Annotated in this window: 18 protein-coding genes; 5 read left to right on the forward strand and 13 right to left on the reverse strand. The window is 61.6% G+C overall.

What is annotated here, in order from left to right:
* Window positions 1–249: 249 nt before the first annotated feature.
* A complete protein-coding gene (trpS, locus tag ACT8X9_RS08715; RefSeq protein ID WP_227621052.1) occupies window positions 250–1311 on the forward strand; it encodes a tryptophan--tRNA ligase in 1062 nt (353 codons plus the stop codon).
* A 65-nt stretch (window positions 1312–1376) separates the two neighbouring features.
* Here the strand turns inward: trpS and thrS are convergent, their stop codons facing one another.
* The 8 genes from thrS to ACT8X9_RS08755 form a co-directional block, all read right to left on the reverse strand.
* Window positions 1377–3161 carry a threonine--tRNA ligase gene (thrS, locus tag ACT8X9_RS08720; protein ID WP_227621051.1) on the reverse strand — a complete coding sequence of 595 codons (1785 nt, stop codon included), beginning with the start codon at window positions 3159–3161 and terminating at the stop codon, window positions 1377–1379.
* Window positions 3162–3599: 438 nt separating this feature from the next.
* Complete coding sequence (locus ACT8X9_RS08725) at window positions 3600–4871, reverse strand: chloride channel protein (protein WP_444268736.1); 1272 nt, start codon at window positions 4869–4871, stop codon at window positions 3600–3602.
* A 201-nt stretch (window positions 4872–5072) separates the two neighbouring features.
* On the reverse strand, window positions 5073–6815 hold the full coding sequence (locus ACT8X9_RS08730) for an ammonium transporter (RefSeq protein ID WP_444268737.1): 1743 nt from the start codon (window positions 6813–6815) through the stop codon (window positions 5073–5075).
* Between the two features lie 315 nt (window positions 6816–7130).
* Window positions 7131–7499: a DUF1622 domain-containing protein gene (locus ACT8X9_RS08735; protein ID WP_227621048.1), complete on the reverse strand. Its 369-nt coding sequence runs from the start codon at window positions 7497–7499 to the stop codon at window positions 7131–7133.
* Window positions 7500–7513: 14 nt separating this feature from the next.
* Window positions 7514–8152, reverse strand: coding sequence for an RpiB/LacA/LacB family sugar-phosphate isomerase (locus ACT8X9_RS08740; protein ID WP_227621047.1), 639 nt, complete (start codon window positions 8150–8152; stop codon window positions 7514–7516).
* Between the two features lie 146 nt (window positions 8153–8298).
* On the reverse strand, window positions 8299–9108 hold the full coding sequence (locus tag ACT8X9_RS08745) for a gluconate 5-dehydrogenase (RefSeq protein ID WP_227621044.1): 810 nt from the start codon (window positions 9106–9108) through the stop codon (window positions 8299–8301).
* Window positions 9109–9381: 273 nt separating this feature from the next.
* Window positions 9382–10155 (reverse strand): SDR family NAD(P)-dependent oxidoreductase, encoded by a 774-nt coding sequence (locus ACT8X9_RS08750; protein WP_249233808.1) that lies wholly within the window; start codon window positions 10153–10155, stop codon window positions 9382–9384.
* A gap of 9 nt (window positions 10156–10164) precedes the next feature.
* Window positions 10165–10296: a hypothetical protein gene (locus ACT8X9_RS08755; protein WP_444268738.1), complete on the reverse strand. Its 132-nt coding sequence runs from the start codon at window positions 10294–10296 to the stop codon at window positions 10165–10167.
* Between the two features lie 153 nt (window positions 10297–10449).
* On the opposite strand from ACT8X9_RS08755, the gene ACT8X9_RS08760 reads away from it, so the two are divergent.
* Window positions 10450–11370, forward strand: coding sequence for a nucleotidyltransferase (locus ACT8X9_RS08760; protein WP_227621042.1), 921 nt, complete (start codon window positions 10450–10452; stop codon window positions 11368–11370).
* A gap of 48 nt (window positions 11371–11418) precedes the next feature.
* On the opposite strand, the gene ACT8X9_RS08765 is transcribed toward ACT8X9_RS08760, so the two are convergent.
* From ACT8X9_RS08765 to ACT8X9_RS08780, 4 genes are read right to left on the reverse strand one after another with little or no spacing between them, the layout of a single operon-like run.
* Window positions 11419–12504, reverse strand: a complete 1086-nt coding sequence (locus ACT8X9_RS08765; protein ID WP_444268739.1) for a putative ABC transporter permease — start codon at window positions 12502–12504, stop codon at window positions 11419–11421.
* 14 nt (window positions 12505–12518) lie between these two features.
* Complete coding sequence (locus ACT8X9_RS08770; RefSeq protein WP_444268740.1) at window positions 12519–12698, reverse strand: DUF6472 family protein; 180 nt, start codon at window positions 12696–12698, stop codon at window positions 12519–12521.
* A complete protein-coding gene (gene trmB / locus ACT8X9_RS08775; RefSeq protein ID WP_444268741.1) occupies window positions 12691–13455 on the reverse strand; it encodes a tRNA (guanosine(46)-N7)-methyltransferase TrmB in 765 nt (254 codons plus the stop codon). The genes ACT8X9_RS08770 and trmB overlap by 8 nt, the downstream gene beginning before the upstream one ends.
* Before the next feature lie 37 nt (window positions 13456–13492).
* Window positions 13493–14677, reverse strand: coding sequence for an alanyl-tRNA editing protein (locus tag ACT8X9_RS08780; RefSeq protein WP_444268742.1), 1185 nt, complete (start codon window positions 14675–14677; stop codon window positions 13493–13495).
* 284 nt (window positions 14678–14961) lie between these two features.
* Between ACT8X9_RS08780 and malQ the strand changes: the two genes are divergently transcribed.
* The 3 genes from malQ (at window position 14962) to ACT8X9_RS08795 (ending at window position 17986) form a co-directional block, all read left to right on the forward strand.
* Window positions 14962–16539 carry a 4-alpha-glucanotransferase gene (malQ, locus tag ACT8X9_RS08785; protein ID WP_444268743.1) on the forward strand — a complete coding sequence of 526 codons (1578 nt, stop codon included), beginning with the start codon at window positions 14962–14964 and terminating at the stop codon, window positions 16537–16539.
* A gap of 154 nt (window positions 16540–16693) precedes the next feature.
* Window positions 16694–17491, forward strand: coding sequence for a GGDEF domain-containing protein (locus ACT8X9_RS08790; protein ID WP_227621036.1), 798 nt, complete (start codon window positions 16694–16696; stop codon window positions 17489–17491).
* 54 nt (window positions 17492–17545) lie between these two features.
* Window positions 17546–17986, forward strand: coding sequence for a hypothetical protein (locus ACT8X9_RS08795; RefSeq protein WP_412590618.1), 441 nt, complete (start codon window positions 17546–17548; stop codon window positions 17984–17986).
* Between the two features lie 78 nt (window positions 17987–18064).
* On the opposite strand, the gene ACT8X9_RS08800 is transcribed toward ACT8X9_RS08795, so the two are convergent.
* Window positions 18065–18748: a 5'-methylthioadenosine/adenosylhomocysteine nucleosidase gene (locus ACT8X9_RS08800; protein WP_444268744.1), complete on the reverse strand. Its 684-nt coding sequence runs from the start codon at window positions 18746–18748 to the stop codon at window positions 18065–18067.
* Window positions 18749–19041: the final 293 nt, after the last annotated feature.

Raw genomic sequence — 19041 nt, forward strand, 5'->3', positions numbered from 1 at the left:
TAGAGCACCTGACTGTTAATCAGGGTGTCGCCTGTTCGAGTCAGGCAAGAGGCGCCAGCAAAGCGATGGAAATTTTCCATCGCTTTTTTCTTTTTCCTGTTCCGGCGCGGCTTTTGTTGACAGAAAATGCGGTGGGGGATATACTTATAAAAAACGAACTGCTCAGGCCGCCTGCGGCGTCCAGCTCTCCGGATGGGAGAGCCTTTGGAAAACCGAGAAAAGATAAGCCTGATGAAAAAGGAGAAACGTATGAAACAGATCATTCTGACGGGCGACCGCCCAACGGGCCGTCTCCATGTCGGCCACTATGTCGGCTCTCTGAAGGAGCGTGTCCGGCTGCAGAACTCCGGCAAGTTCGACGAGATCTTTATCATGATCGCCGACGCGCAGGCCCTGACGGACAACGCCGATAACCCGGAGAAGGTGCGCCAGAACGTGCTGCAGGTGGCGCTGGACTATCTGGCTGTGGGCATCGACCCGGCCAAGGCACACATCTTCATCCAGTCGATGGTGCCCCAGCTGACCGAGCTGAGCTTCTATTATATGAACCTCGTCACCGTTTCCCGCCTGCAGCGCAACCCGACCGTCAAGGCCGAGATCCAGCAGAAGAATTTTGAGTCCAGCATCCCGGTGGGCTTCTTCACCTACCCCATCAGTCAGGCCGCTGACATCACCGCCTTCAAGGCGACCACCGTCCCCGCCGGCGAGGATCAGCGCCCCATGATCGAGCAGTGCTGCGAGATCGTCCGTAAGTTCAACTCGGTCTACGGTGAGACACTGGTGGAGCCGGAGATCGTCCTGCCTCAGAACGCCGCCTGTCTGCGCCTGCCCGGCACCGACGGCAAGGCCAAGATGAGCAAGAGCCTCGGCAACTGCATCTACCTCTCCGATGAGCCGGAGGACATCAAGAAGAAGATCATGTCCATGTACACCGACCCGAACCACCTGCGGGTGCAGGACCCCGGTAAGGTGGAGGGCAACCCCGTCTTCATCTATCTGGACGCATTCAGCCGCCCGGAGCACTTTGCAGAGTTCCTGCCCGAGTACCAGAACCTCGACGAGCTGAAGGCACACTATCAGCGCGGCGGTCTGGGCGACGTGAAGGTGAAAAAGTTCCTGAACGCCGTCATGCAGGCCGAGCTGGAGCCGATCCGCACCCGCCGCAAAGAGTGGGAGCAGCGCCTGCCCGAGGTGGTCGAAATTCTGAAGGAGGGCAGCGCTGTGGCCGAGAAGACCGCCGCCGCCACCCTCGCCGAGGTGCGCAAGTCCATGAAGATCGATTACTTTACGGACGGCAATCTCCTGAAATAACGAAATGTAATAAAAATCCCCTCAGCCAAACGGCTGAGGGGATTTTTTGCAGTTCGTATTACAGCTTACAGGCTGCGGTTCTTGATCTCGGCAGTGACCTTTGCGATGAACTCATCCACTTCCATCGTGGTGGTCTCGCCCTTGCGGTCACGGACGGAGACGTTGCCGGCCTCGGCTTCCTTGGCGCCCAGCACCAGCATATAAGGCACGCGGTCCACCTGCTGTGCGGCGCGGATCTTGTAGCCGATCTTCTGGTTGTCGTCGTCCAGAGCCACGCGGACACCGGCTTCCACCAGCTTCTCGGTGATGGCCTCGGCGTACTCGAGGGTCTTCTCGGAGACGGGCAGGACCTTGACCTGCACGGGAGCCAGCCAGGTGGGGAACTTGCCCTTGGTCTCCTCGATGAGGTAGGCCATGAAGCGGTCGAGAGAACCCAGAATTGCACGGTGCAGGACCACGGGGGTCTTCTCGGTGCCGTCCTTGTCCACATAGGTCAGGTGGAACTTTGCGGGCAGGCAGAAGTCCAGCTGGCAGGTGGACAGGGTGTACTCTGCGCCGACGGCGGGCTTGACGTTGACGTCCAGCTTCGGGCCGTAGAAGGCGGCCTCGCCGATCTCCTCGGTGAAGTGGATGCCCAGCTCGGTCAGAACCTCGCGCAGAGCGTTCTCGGCGTGGTTCCACATGGCGTCGTCGTCATGGTACTTCTTCTTGTCGGCGGGGTCGCGCAGGCTCAGCACGCAGCGGTAGTCGGTGATGTTGAAGTCCTTGTAGGTCTCGAAGATGAGGTTGCAGACGTCGGCGACCTCGCTCTTGATCTGCTCGGGGGTGCAGAACAGGTGGGCGTCGTTCTGGCAGAAGTGACGGCCGCGCTCGATGCCCTTCAGGGTGCCGGAGGACTCATAGCGGAAGTCGTGTGCGATCTCGCCGATGCGCATGGGCAGGTCGCGGTAGGAGTGGGGACGGTTGGCATAAATCATCATGTGGTGGGGGCAGTTCATCGGGCGCAGGACATAGCTCTCGCCCTCCATCTCCATGGCGGGGAACATATTCTCGCGGTAGTGGTCCCAGTGGCCGGAGGTCTTGTAGAGGTTCACGGTGCCGATGCAGGGGGTCATGACGTGCAGGTAGCCGCGGGCACGCTCCTTCTCCTTGATATAGTTCTCCAGCTCCTGCCAGACGGTGTAGCCTGCGGGCAGGAACATGGGCAGGCCGCGGCCCACGAGGTCGTCGGTCATGAACAGGCCCATCTCCTTGCCGATCTTGCGGTGGTCGCGCTCACGGGCCTCCTGCTGCTCCTTCTCCCAAGCGTCCAGCTCTTCCTGATTACGGAAAGCCACGCCGTTGATGCGGGTCAGCATCTTGTTTTCCTTGTCGTTCTTCCAGTATGCACCGGACTGCTGGGTGATCTTGAAGGCCTTCAGAGCCTTGGTGTAGGTCAGGTGGGGTCCGATGCACATATCGACATATTCGCCCTGCTGGAAGAAGCTGAACTCGGTCTCGTCAGCCAGATCGGCCATGTGCTCGATCTTGTAGTTCTCGTGGCGCTCCTCCATCAGCTTGACGGCCTCGGCGCGGGGCAGGATGAAGGGCTTGATGGCCAGATTCTCCTTGGTGATCTTGCGCATCTCCTTCTCGATGCTGGCGAGGTCTTCGTCGGTCAGCTTGGTGTCGCCGAGGTCAACGTCGTAGTAGAAGCCGTTCTCGGTGGCGGGGCCGAAGGCAAAGTCAGCCTCGGGGTAGAGGCGCTTGATGGCCTGTGCCATGACATGGGCTGCGGTGTGACGGATAACGTGCAGTTCCTGATCCTGCGGGCACTCGTCCACATGACCGTCCTTATAGATGATCTTCATGATATTGCTCCTTTTTGAGATGAAAAATGCGTTTGGATACGACAAAAAAGACGCTTCACCCCGTATATGCTCTACGGGATGAAGCGCCTTTGAAAGACTCAACTGCGTTCCACGGTTCCACCCGAATTGCGTGCTGCTGCACGCCACTCGCTGTGCTGTAACGGGCGCACCCGGCAGAGGTTCACCTCTGCACTCTGCGGTGGTAGAAGTCCGGCACATGGCAGGCTGCTTGCAGCACATCCTTCCGGACGGCAGCCCTCTCTGCGGCATGGAGAAACGGGACCTCGGTTTGTCCGCATCATCGTTTTAGGACATTTGATTTTGACGCACCGGCGGCAGAAACGCCGCACACTGTGTGCATCACAGGATGAAACTACAAGTAATTGTAGCACGGAGCGCAGAAAAAATCAAGGCCTCATCGCTGGAAAATGAAAGAGGTCAATGATGGCGAAGCCGCTCTCCCCAGCTGGCGGTATACTCCGACAGCAGTTTCTCGGTGACGAAGAGCTGGCTGCTGTAGAGCCCGTGGGTGCCCGAGAGCATATAGCAGACGCCGCAGCCCAGCGCGATCAGCTCGAGGCCTGCCCCGCCGAACAGCTCATAGGCCAGCAGGATGGAGGGGATGAGGGTGTTGGTCGCGCCGCAGAAAACCGAGATGAGGCCGACCGCCGCCGCAAACCCGGCGGGCAGGCCCAGCAGCGGGCCGAACACACAGCCGAAGGTCGCGCCGATGTAGAAGCTGGGCACGACCTCGCCGCCCTTGAAGCCCGCCGAGAGGGTCAGGGCCGTCAGCAGCATCTTGCAGAGAAAGTCCCACGGCAGGGCCTGCCCCTGCTCGATGGCAGCGGTGATGACGCCCATGCCTGCGCCGTTGTACCGCCCTACTCCCATCAGGTAGGACAGGGCCACCACGGCTACGCCGCCCACGACGGCCCGCACCCACGGGTTGGGCAGACGGCGGGGCATTTCGTGCTCCATCGTGTGGAGGAGCCAGCAGAACCCCCGGGACACCAGCGCACAGGCTGCGCCCAGCACCGCCGCCAGAAGGGCCGTGTCGATGGAGAGGGCCGGTGCGGTCAGCCCGAAGTGGGTGGGGGCGATGCCGCAGGCCAGCGAGACGCCGTAGGCGATGAGGGCGGCGGCGAAGCCGGGCACAAAGGCTACCGAAAACGCAAGGCCCACGTCCTCCACCATGATGCCGAAGAGGGTCGCCGCCAGCGGCGTGCCGAACAGCGCCGAGAAGAACGCCGCCATGCCGCAGGCCGTGGCCGTGCGGCGGTCATGGTCGGAGAAGCGGAAGAGCTTGGCGATGTTGTAGCCGATGCTGCCGCCCATCTGGAGCGCCGCGCCCTCACGGCCGGCCGAGCCGCCGCAGAGGTGGGTGAGCACGGTGCCCAGAAAGATGGCCGGCACCAGCAGCGGGCTGACGCTCTCACCACTGTGGACGGCCCGGATGACATTGTTGGTGCCCATCCCCTCACAGCCGGTCAGCTGATAAAGGGCCACGATGGCGAGGCCCGCCAGCGGCAGCAGCCAGAGCAGCCAGACGTGTTCGCCCCGCCACTCGGTGACGTGTTCGACCGCAAGATGGAACGCCGTGCCCACTGCGCCGCAGACGAGGCCGGTGGGAACGGCCAGCAGCAGCCAGCGGGCCAGAATGGCCGTCACGGCCCGAAGGGAATAAAGCTCCTTTTTCAGAAAATCTTTCATATTGACACTCCTGTATTTTGTTCCTACTCCCCCAAAGATAGCACGGAGACCGGACGCTGTCAAGAAACGCCAAAGCCCCGCTCCCTTGTGCGAAGGAGCGGGGCTTTGAGCTGTGTTTGGAATTATCAGAAAAAAGGAAAAAGGAGAACAATATCGTCACGCCTCACGGCGGGACAGCGTATGAAGTTTGGGGCAGAACGCTTACTCCACGTCCTGCAGGGCGGCGAAGTCTTCCTCGCCGGTGCGGATCTTGACCACGCGGGTCACATTGTAGACGAAGATCTTGCCGTCGCCGATGTGGCCGGTGTAAAGAGCCTTCTTTGCGGCCTCCACCACGGAGTCCACAGAGATCTTGGAGACGATGACCTCCACCTTGATCTTGGGCAGCAGGGTGCTGTCCACCGGCACGCCGCGGTATTTCTCGGGGGTGCCCTTCTGGATGCCGCAGCCCATGACCTGCGTGACCGTCATGCCGGTGACGCCCAGATCGTTCAGGGCGCTCTTGAGCTGGTCGAACTTGGAAAGCTTGGCGATGATGGACACCTTATGCATACCGGTGTCGTAGATGCCGTCGTGGATGACCGCAGCCTCACGCACCACTGGCACGGCGGCGTCGATCTGCTTGGCGGAAGCCTTGGAGGCATCGTCCTCGCCGAGGTCGGTGTTCTCGTTGGGGACCATAGCGGCGGAGTTTGCATCGGAGATAGCGAAGCCTGCGTAGGCGGAAGCCAGACCGTGCTCGTGGATGTCCAGACCGTCGATCTCCACCTCAGCGGGGACGCGGAGGCCGATGGTCTTGTCGATGATCTTGAAGATGAGGAACATGACGATGAGGACGTAGACATCCACCACGACGAGGCCCAGCAGCTGGATACCCAGCTGGCTCAGACCGCCGCCGTAGAACAGGCCCTTGCCGACGCCGTTGCCGCCGTCAGAGAAGAGGCCGACGGCGATGGTGCCCCAGACGCCGTTTGCAAAGTGGACGGAGACAGCGCCCACGGGGTCGTCGATCTTTGCGACCTTATCGAAGAACTCGACGCTCAGCACCACGAGGATGCCGGCCACAAAGCCGATGAAGAAAGCGCCAAAGGGAGAAACGGTGTCGCAGCCTGCGGTGATGGCGACCAGACCGGCCAGAGAGCCGTTCAGGGTCATGGAGACGTCCGGCTTGCCGTACCGCTTCCAGGTGAAGAGCATGGTCACGCAGGTGGCCACAGCCGCCGCAAGGTTGGTGTTGAAGCAGACCAGACCGGTCAGGGTCATGGTCTCATCGGTGGAGAGGCTCAGGGAAGAGCCGCCGTTGAAGCCGAACCAGCAGAACCAGAGGATGAACACGCCCAGAGCACCGGCGGTCAGGTTGTGGCCGGGAATGGCGTGGGGCTTGCCGTCCTTGTCGTATTTGCCGATGCGGGGCCCCAGCAGGGCAGCGCCCAGCATGGCGATGACACCGCCGACGTTGTGGACGGCTGCGGAACCGGCAAAGTCATGGAAACCCATGCTCTGCAGCCAGCCGCCGCCCCACATCCAGTGGCCGCAGATGGGGTAGACCACCAGCGAGATGGCTGCGGAGTAGACGCAGTAGGCTTTGAAGTTGGTGCGCTCAGCCATCGAACCGGAAACGATGGTGGCGGCCGTTGCGCAGAAGACGGTCTGGAACACGATGTACACCCACAGCGGGATGTCGAGGCCCAGATGGGAATAATCGCCCTGAATGAAGGGGTCGAACCCGCCGATGAGAGCGCCGGTGCCGCCGAACATCAGGCCGAAGCCGATGAGCCAGTAGCAGGGCGTGCCGATGCAAAAATCCATCATATTTTTCATGAGGATATTGCCGGTGTTCTTGGCGCGGGTGAAGCCTGCCTCGCAGAGCGCGAAGCCGGCCTGCATGAAGTAGACGAGGAACGCTCCCACGAGCGTCCAACAGGTGTTGATGGAGCTGAACATAACGCAGATACCTCCCCACATATTTTGCCGCCGGGTGCCAGCCCGGCAGCGCATACACACCCGGCTGCTGCGTCCCTCTATCTGCGCAGCAGCGCGGAAAATCCGGAAAAGGAAGCCCTCTATCTCTCCCTTGGCCGCAGGGGACAAGCCTCCCCCGGAAATACAAAAGGCGCTGACCGGATCTTCATCCGTCAGCGCCTTTGCTTTCGATGGCAAAAGTATAGAGCGGTTTGGTCAAAGTGTCAAGAGCAGAACGCTATTTTTGACATTTTAGACAAACCGGAAAAGAAGGGGCAAAGAAAACTTTGGCAGACATCATTTTTCCTCGGTGTGGCCCGCCCGCATTTCGACATGGAGCAGCAGGCTCATCAGCGCCCGCAGCGCGAAGGTCGCGGCCAGCGGCACGACCGACTCGAGGTTCTGCAAAAGAAAGGTCTTGGCGATCTCTGCCGACATGAGGAACTCCAGCGCCGTCGTCAGGCCGGTGCTCATCTCGTGGTGGAAGTCGTACCGGTCGTGGAAGAAGGTCGTCCGCACATAGTGATAGGTGGCCCGGGCCAGACTCGTCACGATGATGAACAGGCCGATGGCCTCCGCCAGTCCTGCGATGAGGGGGACGGCGGATTCCAGAAAGCCCTCCAGCAGATGGGCGATGTTCTCGTTCAGGTGATACAGGGCAGTCATCTTCACGTCACCGCTCAGACCAGCAGGCTCTTGACATAGGCGGCCAGCTCCTCGTCCTTGCAGGAGGCAAAGAACAGCTCGCGGAACTTTTCACCGGCGATGGCACCCTTCAGCAGATCCTGATCGATGCTCTTGAGGCATTCGATGAGGGGCTTGAAGGTGGCGGCGCGGACGCCGTCGAGGATCTTCTTGTTCCGCTGCTCCGGCTCGACCCGCTCCTTGGGGTAGCCCTGACCGTGGCCGAAGCCGAACAGCTTCTCAAAGCAGTACTCAAGGTTCAGCTCGCCGCCCCAGCCGAAGCCCTTGGCAAAGGGCATGGCGACCGCGTTGCCGTCGTTGACGTGGGCAAAGGTGTAAGCATCCACAGGGTCCTCCACATGGCCGCAGATGACGCCGGGGAAGCTGTTCAGGGCCAGCATGGCGCCCTCGCCGGTGCCGCAGCCGGTGATGACGTAGTCGGCAGCGCCGCTGTTCAGCAGGATGGCGGCGAGGATGCCGCACTGCACATAGGTCAGCTGGGCGGCGTCATCGGCGGCATACATACCGTAGTTGACCACCTCGTGGCCCATCGGCTCCACGACCTTCTTCAGAGCGGCCTCGATGATGCCGTTCTTTGCGGCCTGACTGTTCTCGTTGATGAGTGCGATCTTCATGGGGAAAATCCTCCTGTTTTTGTAGTATTTCAACTGTCCTCAGTGTAACAGATTTAGGATGAAAAGTCGATATGGAAAATAAAAGCGCCGTGCCCGGCGCCCGGAAGGCAGAGGACACGGCGCGGAATATGCCGGAAGGGGAAATCTTACTGCGGCTGCTTGCCGATGTAAGCCAGAATGCCGCCGTCAACGTACAGGATAAGGCCGTTGACGAAGTCGGAAGCGGCAGAGGCGAGGAAGACGGCGGGGCCGCCCAGATCCTCCGCTTCGCCCCAGCGGCCTGCAGGGGTCTTGGCGACGATGAAGCTGTCGAAGGGGTGACGGCTGCCGTCGGGCTGACGCTCGCGCAGAGGTGCGGTCTGCGGGGTGGCGATGTAGCCGGGTCCGATGCCGTTGCACTGGATGTTGTACTCGCCGTACTCGGAGGCGATGTTCTTGGTCAGCATCTTCAGGCCGCCCTTGGCAGCAGCGTAGGCGGAGACGGTCTCACGGCCCAGCTCGCTCATCATGGAGCAGATGTTGATGATCTTGCCGCCGCCCTGAGCGATCATGTCGGGGATGACAGCCTTGGAGACGATGAAGGGGGCGTTCAGGTCAACGTCCACCACCTGACGGAACTCGGCAGCGGTCATCTCGGTCATGGGGATGCGCTTGATGATGCCGGCATTGTTGACCAGAATGTTGATGTGGCCGACTTCCTCGGTGATCTTTGCGACCATTGCGTTGACGGCGTCCTCGTCGCAGACGTTGCAGACGTAGCCGTGAGCCTTGATGCCAGCCTCGGCGTAGGCGGCCAGACCCTTATCGACCAGCTCCTGCTTGAGGTCGTTGAAGACGATGGTAGCGCCGTTTGCGGCCATTGCCTTGGCGATCGCCATGCCGATGCCGTAGGATGCGCCGGTGATGAGCGCGACCTTGCCGGTCAGGTCAAAGGATTTGGGAGTACACTGTGCCATGATAAAGTCCTCCAATCAAAATTTTGCTTTGCAGGGCGCTGCGCTGCCGGGCTATGCCAATGGCCCATACCTGCCGTCACGGGAAGCGGCGGCGGGCTGTCCGGCCATGCGCCCTCTTGTATACTAGAGTAGCATTCTTTATTCCGACTGTCAAGGCATTTTCTTGGTACAATTACTGCAAATTTTTACGCATTTTGCTGCGTTTTCGTGAAATCGTCATAAAAAGGCGGGCTGCAAAGGCTGAGATTGCTGCTTGTTGCACACAATGGTCCCTCAGCCCAGTTTTTTCTTCTGCTGGCGGGCGACGATGGGCATGAGAAGGGGCATCGGTACGAGCCGCTGGGCCGCTGTCGCGGCCTGCATGAGGGCCGAGGGCACGATGATGGTCTTGCGGCGGAGCATCCCCCGCATGGCCTCCTCGACGCAGAACTCCGGGCGGATGCCCCGCAGCGCAAAGACCACGTCGGCCCGGTCATTGAACTCTGTGTCCACCGGGCCGGGGCAGAGAGCGCAGACGTAGACGGGGCTGTGCTGCTCCCGCAGCTCTTCCGCCACGCCCCGGGTCAGGCTGACGACGTAAGCCTTGGTGGCATAGTAGCCCGCCATATACGGCCCGCCCGGCAGCAGCCCGGCGGAGGATGCCACATTCAGCACGGTGCCGAAGCCCTGCGCCTCCATCTTCTTCACGGCGAACTTGAACAGCTGGTGCATGGCCAGCACGTTGACCTTCGCCATGGAAAGCTCTTTTTCGCCGCTGGTCTCAAGAAAGCTGCCGCAGACGCCGAAGCCTGCGTTGTTGATGAAAATATCCAGCCGCTCGTCGGCCAGCGCCTCGCAGAGGCGGGCGCACTCGCTCTCCTGCTCGAGGTCGGCGGGCAGGATGCGGCAGAAGGTGTTGTATTTGACGGTCAGCTCTGCGGCCAGCGCCTCGAGCCGGTCGGTGCGGCGGGCGGTGAGGATGAGCCGGAAGCCGAGGCGCGCATACCGGCGGGCGAACTCCCGGCCGATGCCGGAGGATGCGCCGGTGATCCATACAGTCTTAGACATGGTTCCTCCTTATTCTGCAAAGCCGGAGGCCCGGTCGATGGCGTCCAGCTCTTCGTCGGTGAAACGGGTGTTGTTGAGGGCGGTGGTGTCGCCGAAGTGGTAGGGCAGGGTGGAACAGCGTGCAGAGGATGCAGTGTACATGGCGGGGACTTCCTTTCTTTTGTTTTACCCCATTGTAGCACGGAGGCGCACCGGAATCCATAGAAAAGCACAGCTCTGTCTTGTTGCCCGGCGGGATTTGGAGTATAATAGGGCCGTATTTTATAAGACACCCTTCGGAGGAGGAGAGAACATATGAACAAACCGGTTCTGGTGGTCATGGCGGCCGGCATGGGCAGCCGCTACGGCGGGATGAAGCAGATCGACCCGGTGGGGCCCTGCGGTCAGGTCATCGTGGACTATTCCCTGTACGACGCCCGCCGCGCAGGCTTTGAGACGGTCATCTTTGTCATCAAGCACGAGATCGAGGACGCCTTCAAGGCCGCCATCGGCGAGCGGGTCTCCAAGGCGATGGACGTGAAGTATGCGTTCCAGCAGCTGGACGAGCTGCCCGAGGGCTACACCATCCCCGAGGGCCGCGTCAAGCCATGGGGCACCTGCCACGCCGTGCTGGCGGCGAAGCCCTATCTCCACGGCCCCTTCGCCGTCATCAATGCGGACGATTACTACGGCCCCGAGGCCTTCAAGGTCATCTACGACTATCTTTCCACCCACACCGACGGCGAGGTATACGACTACTGCATGGTGAGCTACCTGCTCCGGAACACCGTCTCGGAGAACGGCAGCGTGGCCCGGGGCATCTGTGCCCTCAACGAGGATAGCACCCTCCGCAGCGTCACCGAGCACACCCGCATCGAGACTTACGCCGACGGCATCCACTACACCGAGGACGGCGGCGAGAGCTGGGCCGACCTGCCCGGCGACACCCCCGTGAGCATGAACCTCTGGGGCTTCGGCGAAAGCTTCGTGCAGGAGGCCGACCGGCGCTTCGCCCGCTGGCTGGATGAGAATCTGGAAAAGAACCCGCTCAAGTGCGAGTATTTCCTGCCGCTGGTGGTCAGCGAACTCATCGGCGAAAAGAAAGCCGCCGTCAAGGTGCTGCGCAGCACCGACCAGTGGTACGGCGTCACCTACCGCGAGGATAAGCCCGTGGTGGTAGAGGCCATCGCCCGAAAGACAGCGGACGGGCTCTACCCGGAAAACCTCTGGGCCTGAGAATAGAAAAACGGCTGGGACAGCGTGCTTCCCAGCCGTTTTTGTTGTTTATTGGATGCCGAAGGTGTTGTTATGGTCGAAATAATCCGGGTATTCCTTCTCAAGCTGCTCGAGGAGGCTGTTGAGGGAGCGGTTGTTCTGGCCATGCTTCAGCTTGGGGTAGGCGCGGAGCATACGGCCCTTGCCCAGCAGATGGGTGCTGCGGCGGGTATGGGCCTGCATGACTTGTGCCCGTGCGGCCAGCTCGTCCTTGAGCTGCTCCAGCTGCAGCAGCGAGGTGGTCTGCTCGGCTTTGCCCTGTGCGGCCAGTTTGACGGCCTTAGCGGCCTCGGCAGCGTTGAGGCGGGCGGTCTGGGAGGCGCGGCGGGCGGCCTCCATCGCTTCGTCGGCGCGGGCACGCATGGTGGAAGCGGCCTCACGGGGCGACAGCTTGTTGTAGTTGTCCCGGGCCTCGGCGGCGGCCAGCTTGAGCTGCAGCCGGCTCTCGTCCATCTTCTGGTCCATGTCCATCGCGGTGGTGCCGAGGATCTCGGTCATGGCGTCGCTGACAGCGTGCATACTGTCGGCCACCTTTTCGAGGGCGTCCAGCTCCCGCGCCAGATCGGAGGCAGAAATGCCGGTGGCGACCACGTCGGCGGCATACACGGCGTAGAGCAGGCACATGAGGATGAAGCCCACCAGCGGCGGCACGATGTCCACCAGCGCGGCGATGGCGGGGTGGACGGCCTTGACCATCAGGAGGGCACCTACGCCCCACAGCAGCGAAAACTCGAGGCAGATATAGCCCCCGATGTTGAAGGGCCTATCGCTGTAATCCCACCACCGGGTGCGGTAGAGTTTATACAGCACCCAGCCGCCCACCAGCTCCAGCGCGCTGGGCAGGAGGACGCCGCCGAGATACAGCAAGAGCAGGCTGTCCTCCAACGGCGTGAGGAAGAAGAGCACTAAAATCATGCCGAAGCCGTAGATGGGGCAGACCGGGCCGTTGAGAAAGCCGCGGTTGACCAGCTGGCCGGTGGTGGCGGCGGCATACACCACCTCGAGGCACCAGCCCAGACAGGAGTAGATGAGGAAAAATGCGAGGATGTGGTAGAGCGAAAAGCCACAGATGGCCGTGTTGAGGAAAAACGACAAGGGAACACCTCCATTCAATTCTGCCTGCGGACGATCTTGTACTCGTCGCCCGGCTCGAAATAAGGACAGGCCGACGTGGTGCGGGAGAGATAGCGGGCCATCTCATCCTCGTCCAGTGTGCCGCCCACGGCGCAGTAATAGCTGCCGTACTCGTCCTGCTGGTTGTTCAGGCAGGCTTCACAGGGGTCAGACATTGACTTCTCCCTCGGCGGCCTTGGCTTCGGCCTCTGCCTGTGCGGCCAGCTTCTTGAGCACCTTCGGCTCGACCCACGTCACAGAGTCGTCGCCTGCCTTCTTGCGGGCGATGAGGGCCTTTATTTTAATGCCCATCTCGGTGAACATTCCCTCGTGCTCAGTGCGGATGTTCCACTCCGGCTCATTCTCGTGGAGGTCGTAGGTCTGCCAGATGATGTCGTAGCCGGAGGCGGGGAAATAGCTCAGGCTGTCCCGGAACAGGTCGTCGTCGTCGGTCTTGAAGTAGATGTCGCCGCCGTCCTTGAGGAAATCGCGGTACTGGATGAGCTGGCGGGGGTAGGTGAGGCGGTGCTTGTTGGAGGAGGCGTTCTTGCTCCATGGGTTGCAGAAGTTGATGTAGATGCGGCTGACGGTGTCCTCCGGGGTGATGACGCCCTTGATGCGTTCGATGTCGGTGCTCATGATCTTCACGTTGTCGATGGGGCGGCCTGCGGCGGCGTAGGCTGCTTCGATCTTCCGCTTGGCGAGGATGAGCACCTTGTCGGTGATGTCGATGCCCAGATAGTTGTTCTCCGGGTGGGCGGAGGCCAGCTGGGAGAGGAAGCCGCCCTTGCCGCAGCCCAGCTCCAGCACGAAGGGCTGCTCCGGGCGGGCATACTGGCTGTGCCATTTGCCGCCCCAGACAAAGGGGTCGTGGACGTGAAAATCGGCGGCCATCAGTTCGTCGTGGGCATAGGGCTTGAAACGCATTCTCATAAGATCGTATTCTCCTTGTGACGTAAAAAGTTTGTGCTTACAGAGCTTTCCTCAAAAATTCCTCCACCTGCTCGGGTGTGGCGGCGCAGCTGCCCTGACAGATGCCGGGCTTGCCGCCGCCGCGGCCATTGAGGGCGGCGTTGAGGGCTTTGGTGAGGGGGCGGACATCGCCGCCGGAGCGTGCGATGCAGTAGCCGGTGCCCTTCTCGTTGGGGGTCAGAGCGGCGCACAGGCCGGTGGTGGCCTCGCTCAGCCGCGCAGCCAGACGGTGCAGGCCGTCCGGGTCGAGGCCGGAAACGATCCGGATGGCGGTCTCGTCGGGGCTGAGCTGTGCGGCCATGGCGTCGAACAGCTGCTGACAGAGGCCAAAATGGGCAAATTTCAGGGCCGTGTACTCGTCGTACACCCGGTGGACGGCCACGGCGGTCTGGTCGGCCTTGGCCGAGAGGAGGGCGCCGATGTCGGCCTGACGGCTCCGCATGGCCTGCGCCTCCCGCAAGGCCCGCCCGCCGCAGACCACGCTGAGCCGGACGCCGCCCTTGTAGTTCTCGGAGGCCAGGATCTTGATCTGGCCCACCTGACCGGTGGTGGCGGTGTGGGTGCCGCAGCAGGCGCAGACGTCCGCGCCCGGGATGGTCACGATGCGCACCTGCCCGGCGATCTCCTTCTTGCTGCGGTAGGTCAGAGCCGCCAGCTCTTCGGGGGTGGGGTAGGTGATGACCACCGGCACGTCCTCCCAGATGACCCGGTTGGCGGCAGTCTCGGCTTCCCGCAGGCCCTCGGCAGAGATGGGCACGCTGGTGTCCATCCGCACGGCGTCAGAGCCGATGTGGAAGCCGACGTTTTCGGCCCCGAACATCTGGTGCAGGATGCCGGAGAGGATGTGCTCGCCGGTGTGCTGCTGCATCTTGTCGAAGCGCCACGCCCAGTCGATGGCTCCGGTGACGGCGGTGCCGGGCTGTGCCGCCTCGGGCAGGGCATCCACTGTGTGCCAGATGACGCCGCCCGTCTCGTGGACATCGGTGACGTGCAGCACCGTGCCGTCGGCGAGGGTCAGAGTGCCCCGGTCGGCAGGCTGTCCACCGCCCTCGGGGTAGAACACCGTGCCGTCCAAAGCGATGCGCCCGCCGCCGGTCTTTGCGTCCGCCTCTGCCGCAAGGATGACCCCGGCGGCGCTTTTGCGGAATGTGTCTTTCTCGAAATATTTTTCCGTGCGCTGCATGGCACGATACCTCCTGAAGCTAAGAACTATCGGCCGGTAAGCGGCTTGCCCTCTCAGGCCGCTTCGCGTCCAGCTCTCCCAAAGGGAGAGCCTTTAATCTGCCGGGGAGCTTCTGCCTCTCCCCTTGGGAGAGGTGGCACGGCGTCAGCCGTGACGGAGAGGGCAAGCCGCCTTCCCGATAAAATCAAGTATACCACGTTTTTTGCCTGTGGAAAATAGTCTTGGCTTATGTTATGATAGAAAACAGCGAAACCGGAAATTTGAAAAACGAGGAAGGTATCATCATGCGTGAAAGTGGAATCCTGATGCCGGTGTCCAGCCTGCCCGGCCCTTATGGTATTGGCTGCTTTGGCGCCGAGGCGCTCAAGTTCGTGGACTTTCTGGCCGCTGCGGGCCAGCACATCTGGCAGCTGCTGCCCCTCAGCCCTACCGGCTACGGCGACAGCCCCTACCAGAGCTGCTCTGCCTTTGCGGGCAACCCCTATTTTATCGACCTCGACGCGCTCAAGGCCGACGGCCTGCTGACCGCTGCCCAGCTCAAGGCAGAGCCGTGGGGCACCGACCCGCTCTCGGTGGATTACGGCACCCTCTACACCAGCCGCTACAAGGTCCTGCGGGCGGCCTATGCCGCATGGCGGGAGAAGTACGCCGGACGCTTCGGCTGTGCCCACTATTACCCCGACGACTACTATGCGTTCACCCTTACGAATGAGAGCTGGCTGAACGATTACGCGATGTACATGGCCCTCAAGACCGCCAACGGGATGAAGAGCTGGGCCGAGTGGCCCCGAGAGTACCGTCTGCGGGACGCCGGTGCGCTGGCAGAGTTCGCCGCCGGGCAGGAAGAGGAGATCGGTTTCTGGAAATTCTTGCAGTATGAGTTTGCAGTCCAGTGGAAGAAGGTCAAGGACTACGCAAACGAAAAAGGCATAAAGATCCTCGGCGACATCCCCATCTATGTCTCCGCCGACTCGGTGGACGCATGGGTGGGCGGCGAGCTGTTCGAGCTGGACGCGCAGGGCGGCTTTGCCCGCGTGGCCGGGTGCCCGCCGGATTACTTCTCCGCCGACGGCCAGCTCTGGGGAAACCCGCTGTATAACTGGCCGTATCATAAACAAACCGGATATGCATGGTGGGTGCGCCGCGTCCGCCATGCCCTCGGGATCTACGACCTGCTCCGCATCGACCACTTCCGAGGCTTTGACACCTACTGGGCCATCCCGGCAGGCAGCTCCACCGCCCGCACCGGCAAGTGGGAGAACGGCCCCGGCATGGACCTGTTCCGTGCGCTGGAAGCGGCCCTCGGCAAGCTGCCCATCATCGCCGAAGATCTGGGCGACCTCGTGCCCAGTGTCCGCAAGCTGCTGGCCGACAGCACTTTCCCGGGCATGAAGGTCCTTCAGTTCGCCTTTGGCGGCGGCGACAACGAGTATCTGCCCCACAACCACGTCAAGAACAGCGTGGTCTACCCGGGTACTCACGACAACACCACCCTCACCGACTGGTGGGTGAACGCCGCCCCCGCCAAGGAGAAAGCCAACGCTGCCGCCTACCTCCACCTGACCCCCTGCAAGCCCACCGCCAAGGAGGTGGCAGCCGTCAGGACGGATGCCGCCCGCATCGCCCTTCTCCGCGCCGCCCTCGGCTCGGTGGCCGACCGGGCCATCATCCCCATGGCAGATTGGCTGGGGCTGGGCGCGGAGGCCCATTTGAACACCCCCGGCAAGCTGGGCGGCAACTGGGCATGGCGTGCCGCAGAGGGCTTCGATACGGCCCTGCTGGCCGGCCGCATTGAGGCCGAGTGTGCGGTCTACTGCCGCGCCAAGGAGCCGGTCGAAAAAGAAGAGAAGACTTCAAATTGACGGAATTGTAAAAAATCTTTTTGAAAATTGTGCGTTTTGCTGGTAAGCGCCCCGCCATCGTGATATAATCGAAAGAGACACAGTCGGGCATAAGAACTGTGCAAAGGCAGAGCGCCGGGAAGGAGAACCCGGCACGGAAGATGGGGAGAAACGCATGAAAAAGGAATGGACGGAACAGGACCTGCGGCAATTCGTCGAAAGTTCGCAGCCTGTGTTTCAGGATGTGAGCCTGACGCAGGTGGACGAGGACGCCGCACGCTGCTGGCAGGACGATGGTCTGATGGTGGACTACGAGCTGCGCGGCGGTCAGGTGGACTGTGTGCTGCGCCGCTGCGTCGTGGCAGACGGCAAGGTATGGCAGCTGCAGATGACTGCGCCGCTGGCAGGCAGCGACCTGCCCGAAGACCGGATGACCCCGCGGGAGCGGGAACTGTGCCGCGACGATATGAACCACGATTTCTTGTCGGGGGTGTTCAACCGCCGCTACTATGAGACGGAGTTCTGCACCAAGCTCGACGAATGGACCGACCGCCACCGCTGCGCGGCGCTGGCGCTGGTGTCCATCGACGACGCGGCAGCGCTTTCCGCCCGGGAAAACGACGCGGTCATGGGCCAGCTGGTCTGCTTCGTGGCGAACCAGTGGAAAAAGCACTTCGACCAGCCTGCCGAGCGGGTGGTCTGCCGCCTGAGCGACACCCTGTTTGCCATCGGCTGCGCCGACCGCACCCGCCGCGAGCTGGAAGAGGAGCTGAAAGCCATCTACGCCGGGATGCCCAAGGAGTGTGTGGCCTCGGTGGGACTGATGCGCCGGGTGCCCTTCACCCAGTCCATTGGCGTGGCCGGTACCCGCGAGGTGCGCTGCAAGAACTGGGACGCCCTCTATGACCTGTGCCAAAAGCGGCTGGCCGCTGCGCAGGCCGCAGGCGGCGACCGGGTCTACGACGGCGAATAAGATGCATAAGATCCCCCTTTTGAGAGAGAATAGACTCAAAAGGGGGATTTTTGTATGGAAAACCAGAAAAACGACAACCTCAATATGCTGGAAGCCATCGTGCAGAACACCGAGATGGGAAAGAACACGCTCGACCAGCTGGTGCCGATGGCAGAGAATGAGCAGTTCAAGGCGGAGCTTCTGCGCCAGCGCAACATCTACCGCCAGCTCAATCAGGAGGCCCACGCGGCCATCGACGCCTGCGGCGGCTCGGCACAGGGCCAGAGCGCCATGGCGAAGCTCAACACCAAGGTGAGCATCGGCATGAAGACCATCACCGACAAATCCACCCGCAACCTCGCCGAGATGCTCACGCAGGGCAGCAGCATGGGGGTCATGGACTGCATCAAATCCCAGAAGGACTATCCCGACGCCGCGCCCGGGTCGAAGCGGCTGATGCAGAAGCTGCAGGATTTTGAGGAGGACAACCGGCTGAAGCTGGAACAGTATCTTTGAGGTTTTGCTGAAACTTCTGATGCAGCGATAGAAAAAGCTCCTGCCGGACAATGCGGCAGGAGCTTTTTGCAGGTGCAGTCAGAGGGACTCGACCATTGCGGCGACGATTTTGGTCGCGGTAGCGACATACTCACCGATGCTGAACTTCTTGACGACCAGCACTTCGTGGCCGTCCTCGTCAGCGTTGTCGCTCATGGCGCGGAGGATGACGCAGGGGACGCCGTTCTTGGCGGCGACCTGACTCACGGCTGCGCCCTCCATCTCCACGCAGTCGGGGGCGCATTTGGCCTCAATGGCGGCCTTGGTGGCGCTGTCGCCCACGAACAGGTCGCCGGTGGCGATCTTGCCCACCAGAGCCTTGACGCCTGCATCGGCGCAGGCTTTCTCGGCGGCGGCGATGAGAATGGCGTCGCCGGTGTACTCCTTCAGGAAGGGCGGGTTCTGGCAGATCATATCCAGCTGGGCGTCGTGGTAGAGCACCGTCTTGCCGATGACCACATCACCGATGCCGATCTTGCTGGTCATGTTGCCTGCAATGCCGGAGAAGATGATCTTCTCGGCCCCGAACTTGGTGATGAGCACCTGCGTGGTGGCGGCGGCGTTGGCCTTGCCCATGCCTGCGCAGCAGACCACCACCTGCTTACCGGCCAGCGTGCCCTTATGATATTCCACGCCGCCGTAGGACTCTACAGTGACGTTTTCCAGCTTGGCACAGAGCTGGTCTACTTCGTCGGGCATGGCGCCCATAATACCTAAAATCATATCAGACCTCGTTGTTTTGAATCGTGGTTGACACCTGCTGCAAGGCGGCAGATCGAAGAAATAAAAAGGGGAGCGGCTTCACGCGCCTGTGCGCGGGGGAGAGCGCTCTTACGCTAGGTTAATGTTCTCTTTTGCGTGCCAAAAGAGAACCAGAAAAGCACCCGCTACTTTCGAGGCGCGGGAGGCACGAGAAAGGGGCTGCTCGCCCCTTTCAGACCCCGAAGGAGTTGTCGAAGCCCAAAAATGCTAGCCGCTTCGCTAAACGCATTTTTTGTACTTCTCCGGTTTACGGC

The organism is Faecalibacterium sp. (genome assembly GCF_052358865.1).
Lineage (GTDB): Bacteria > Bacillota > Clostridia > Oscillospirales > Ruminococcaceae > Faecalibacterium > Faecalibacterium butyricigenerans.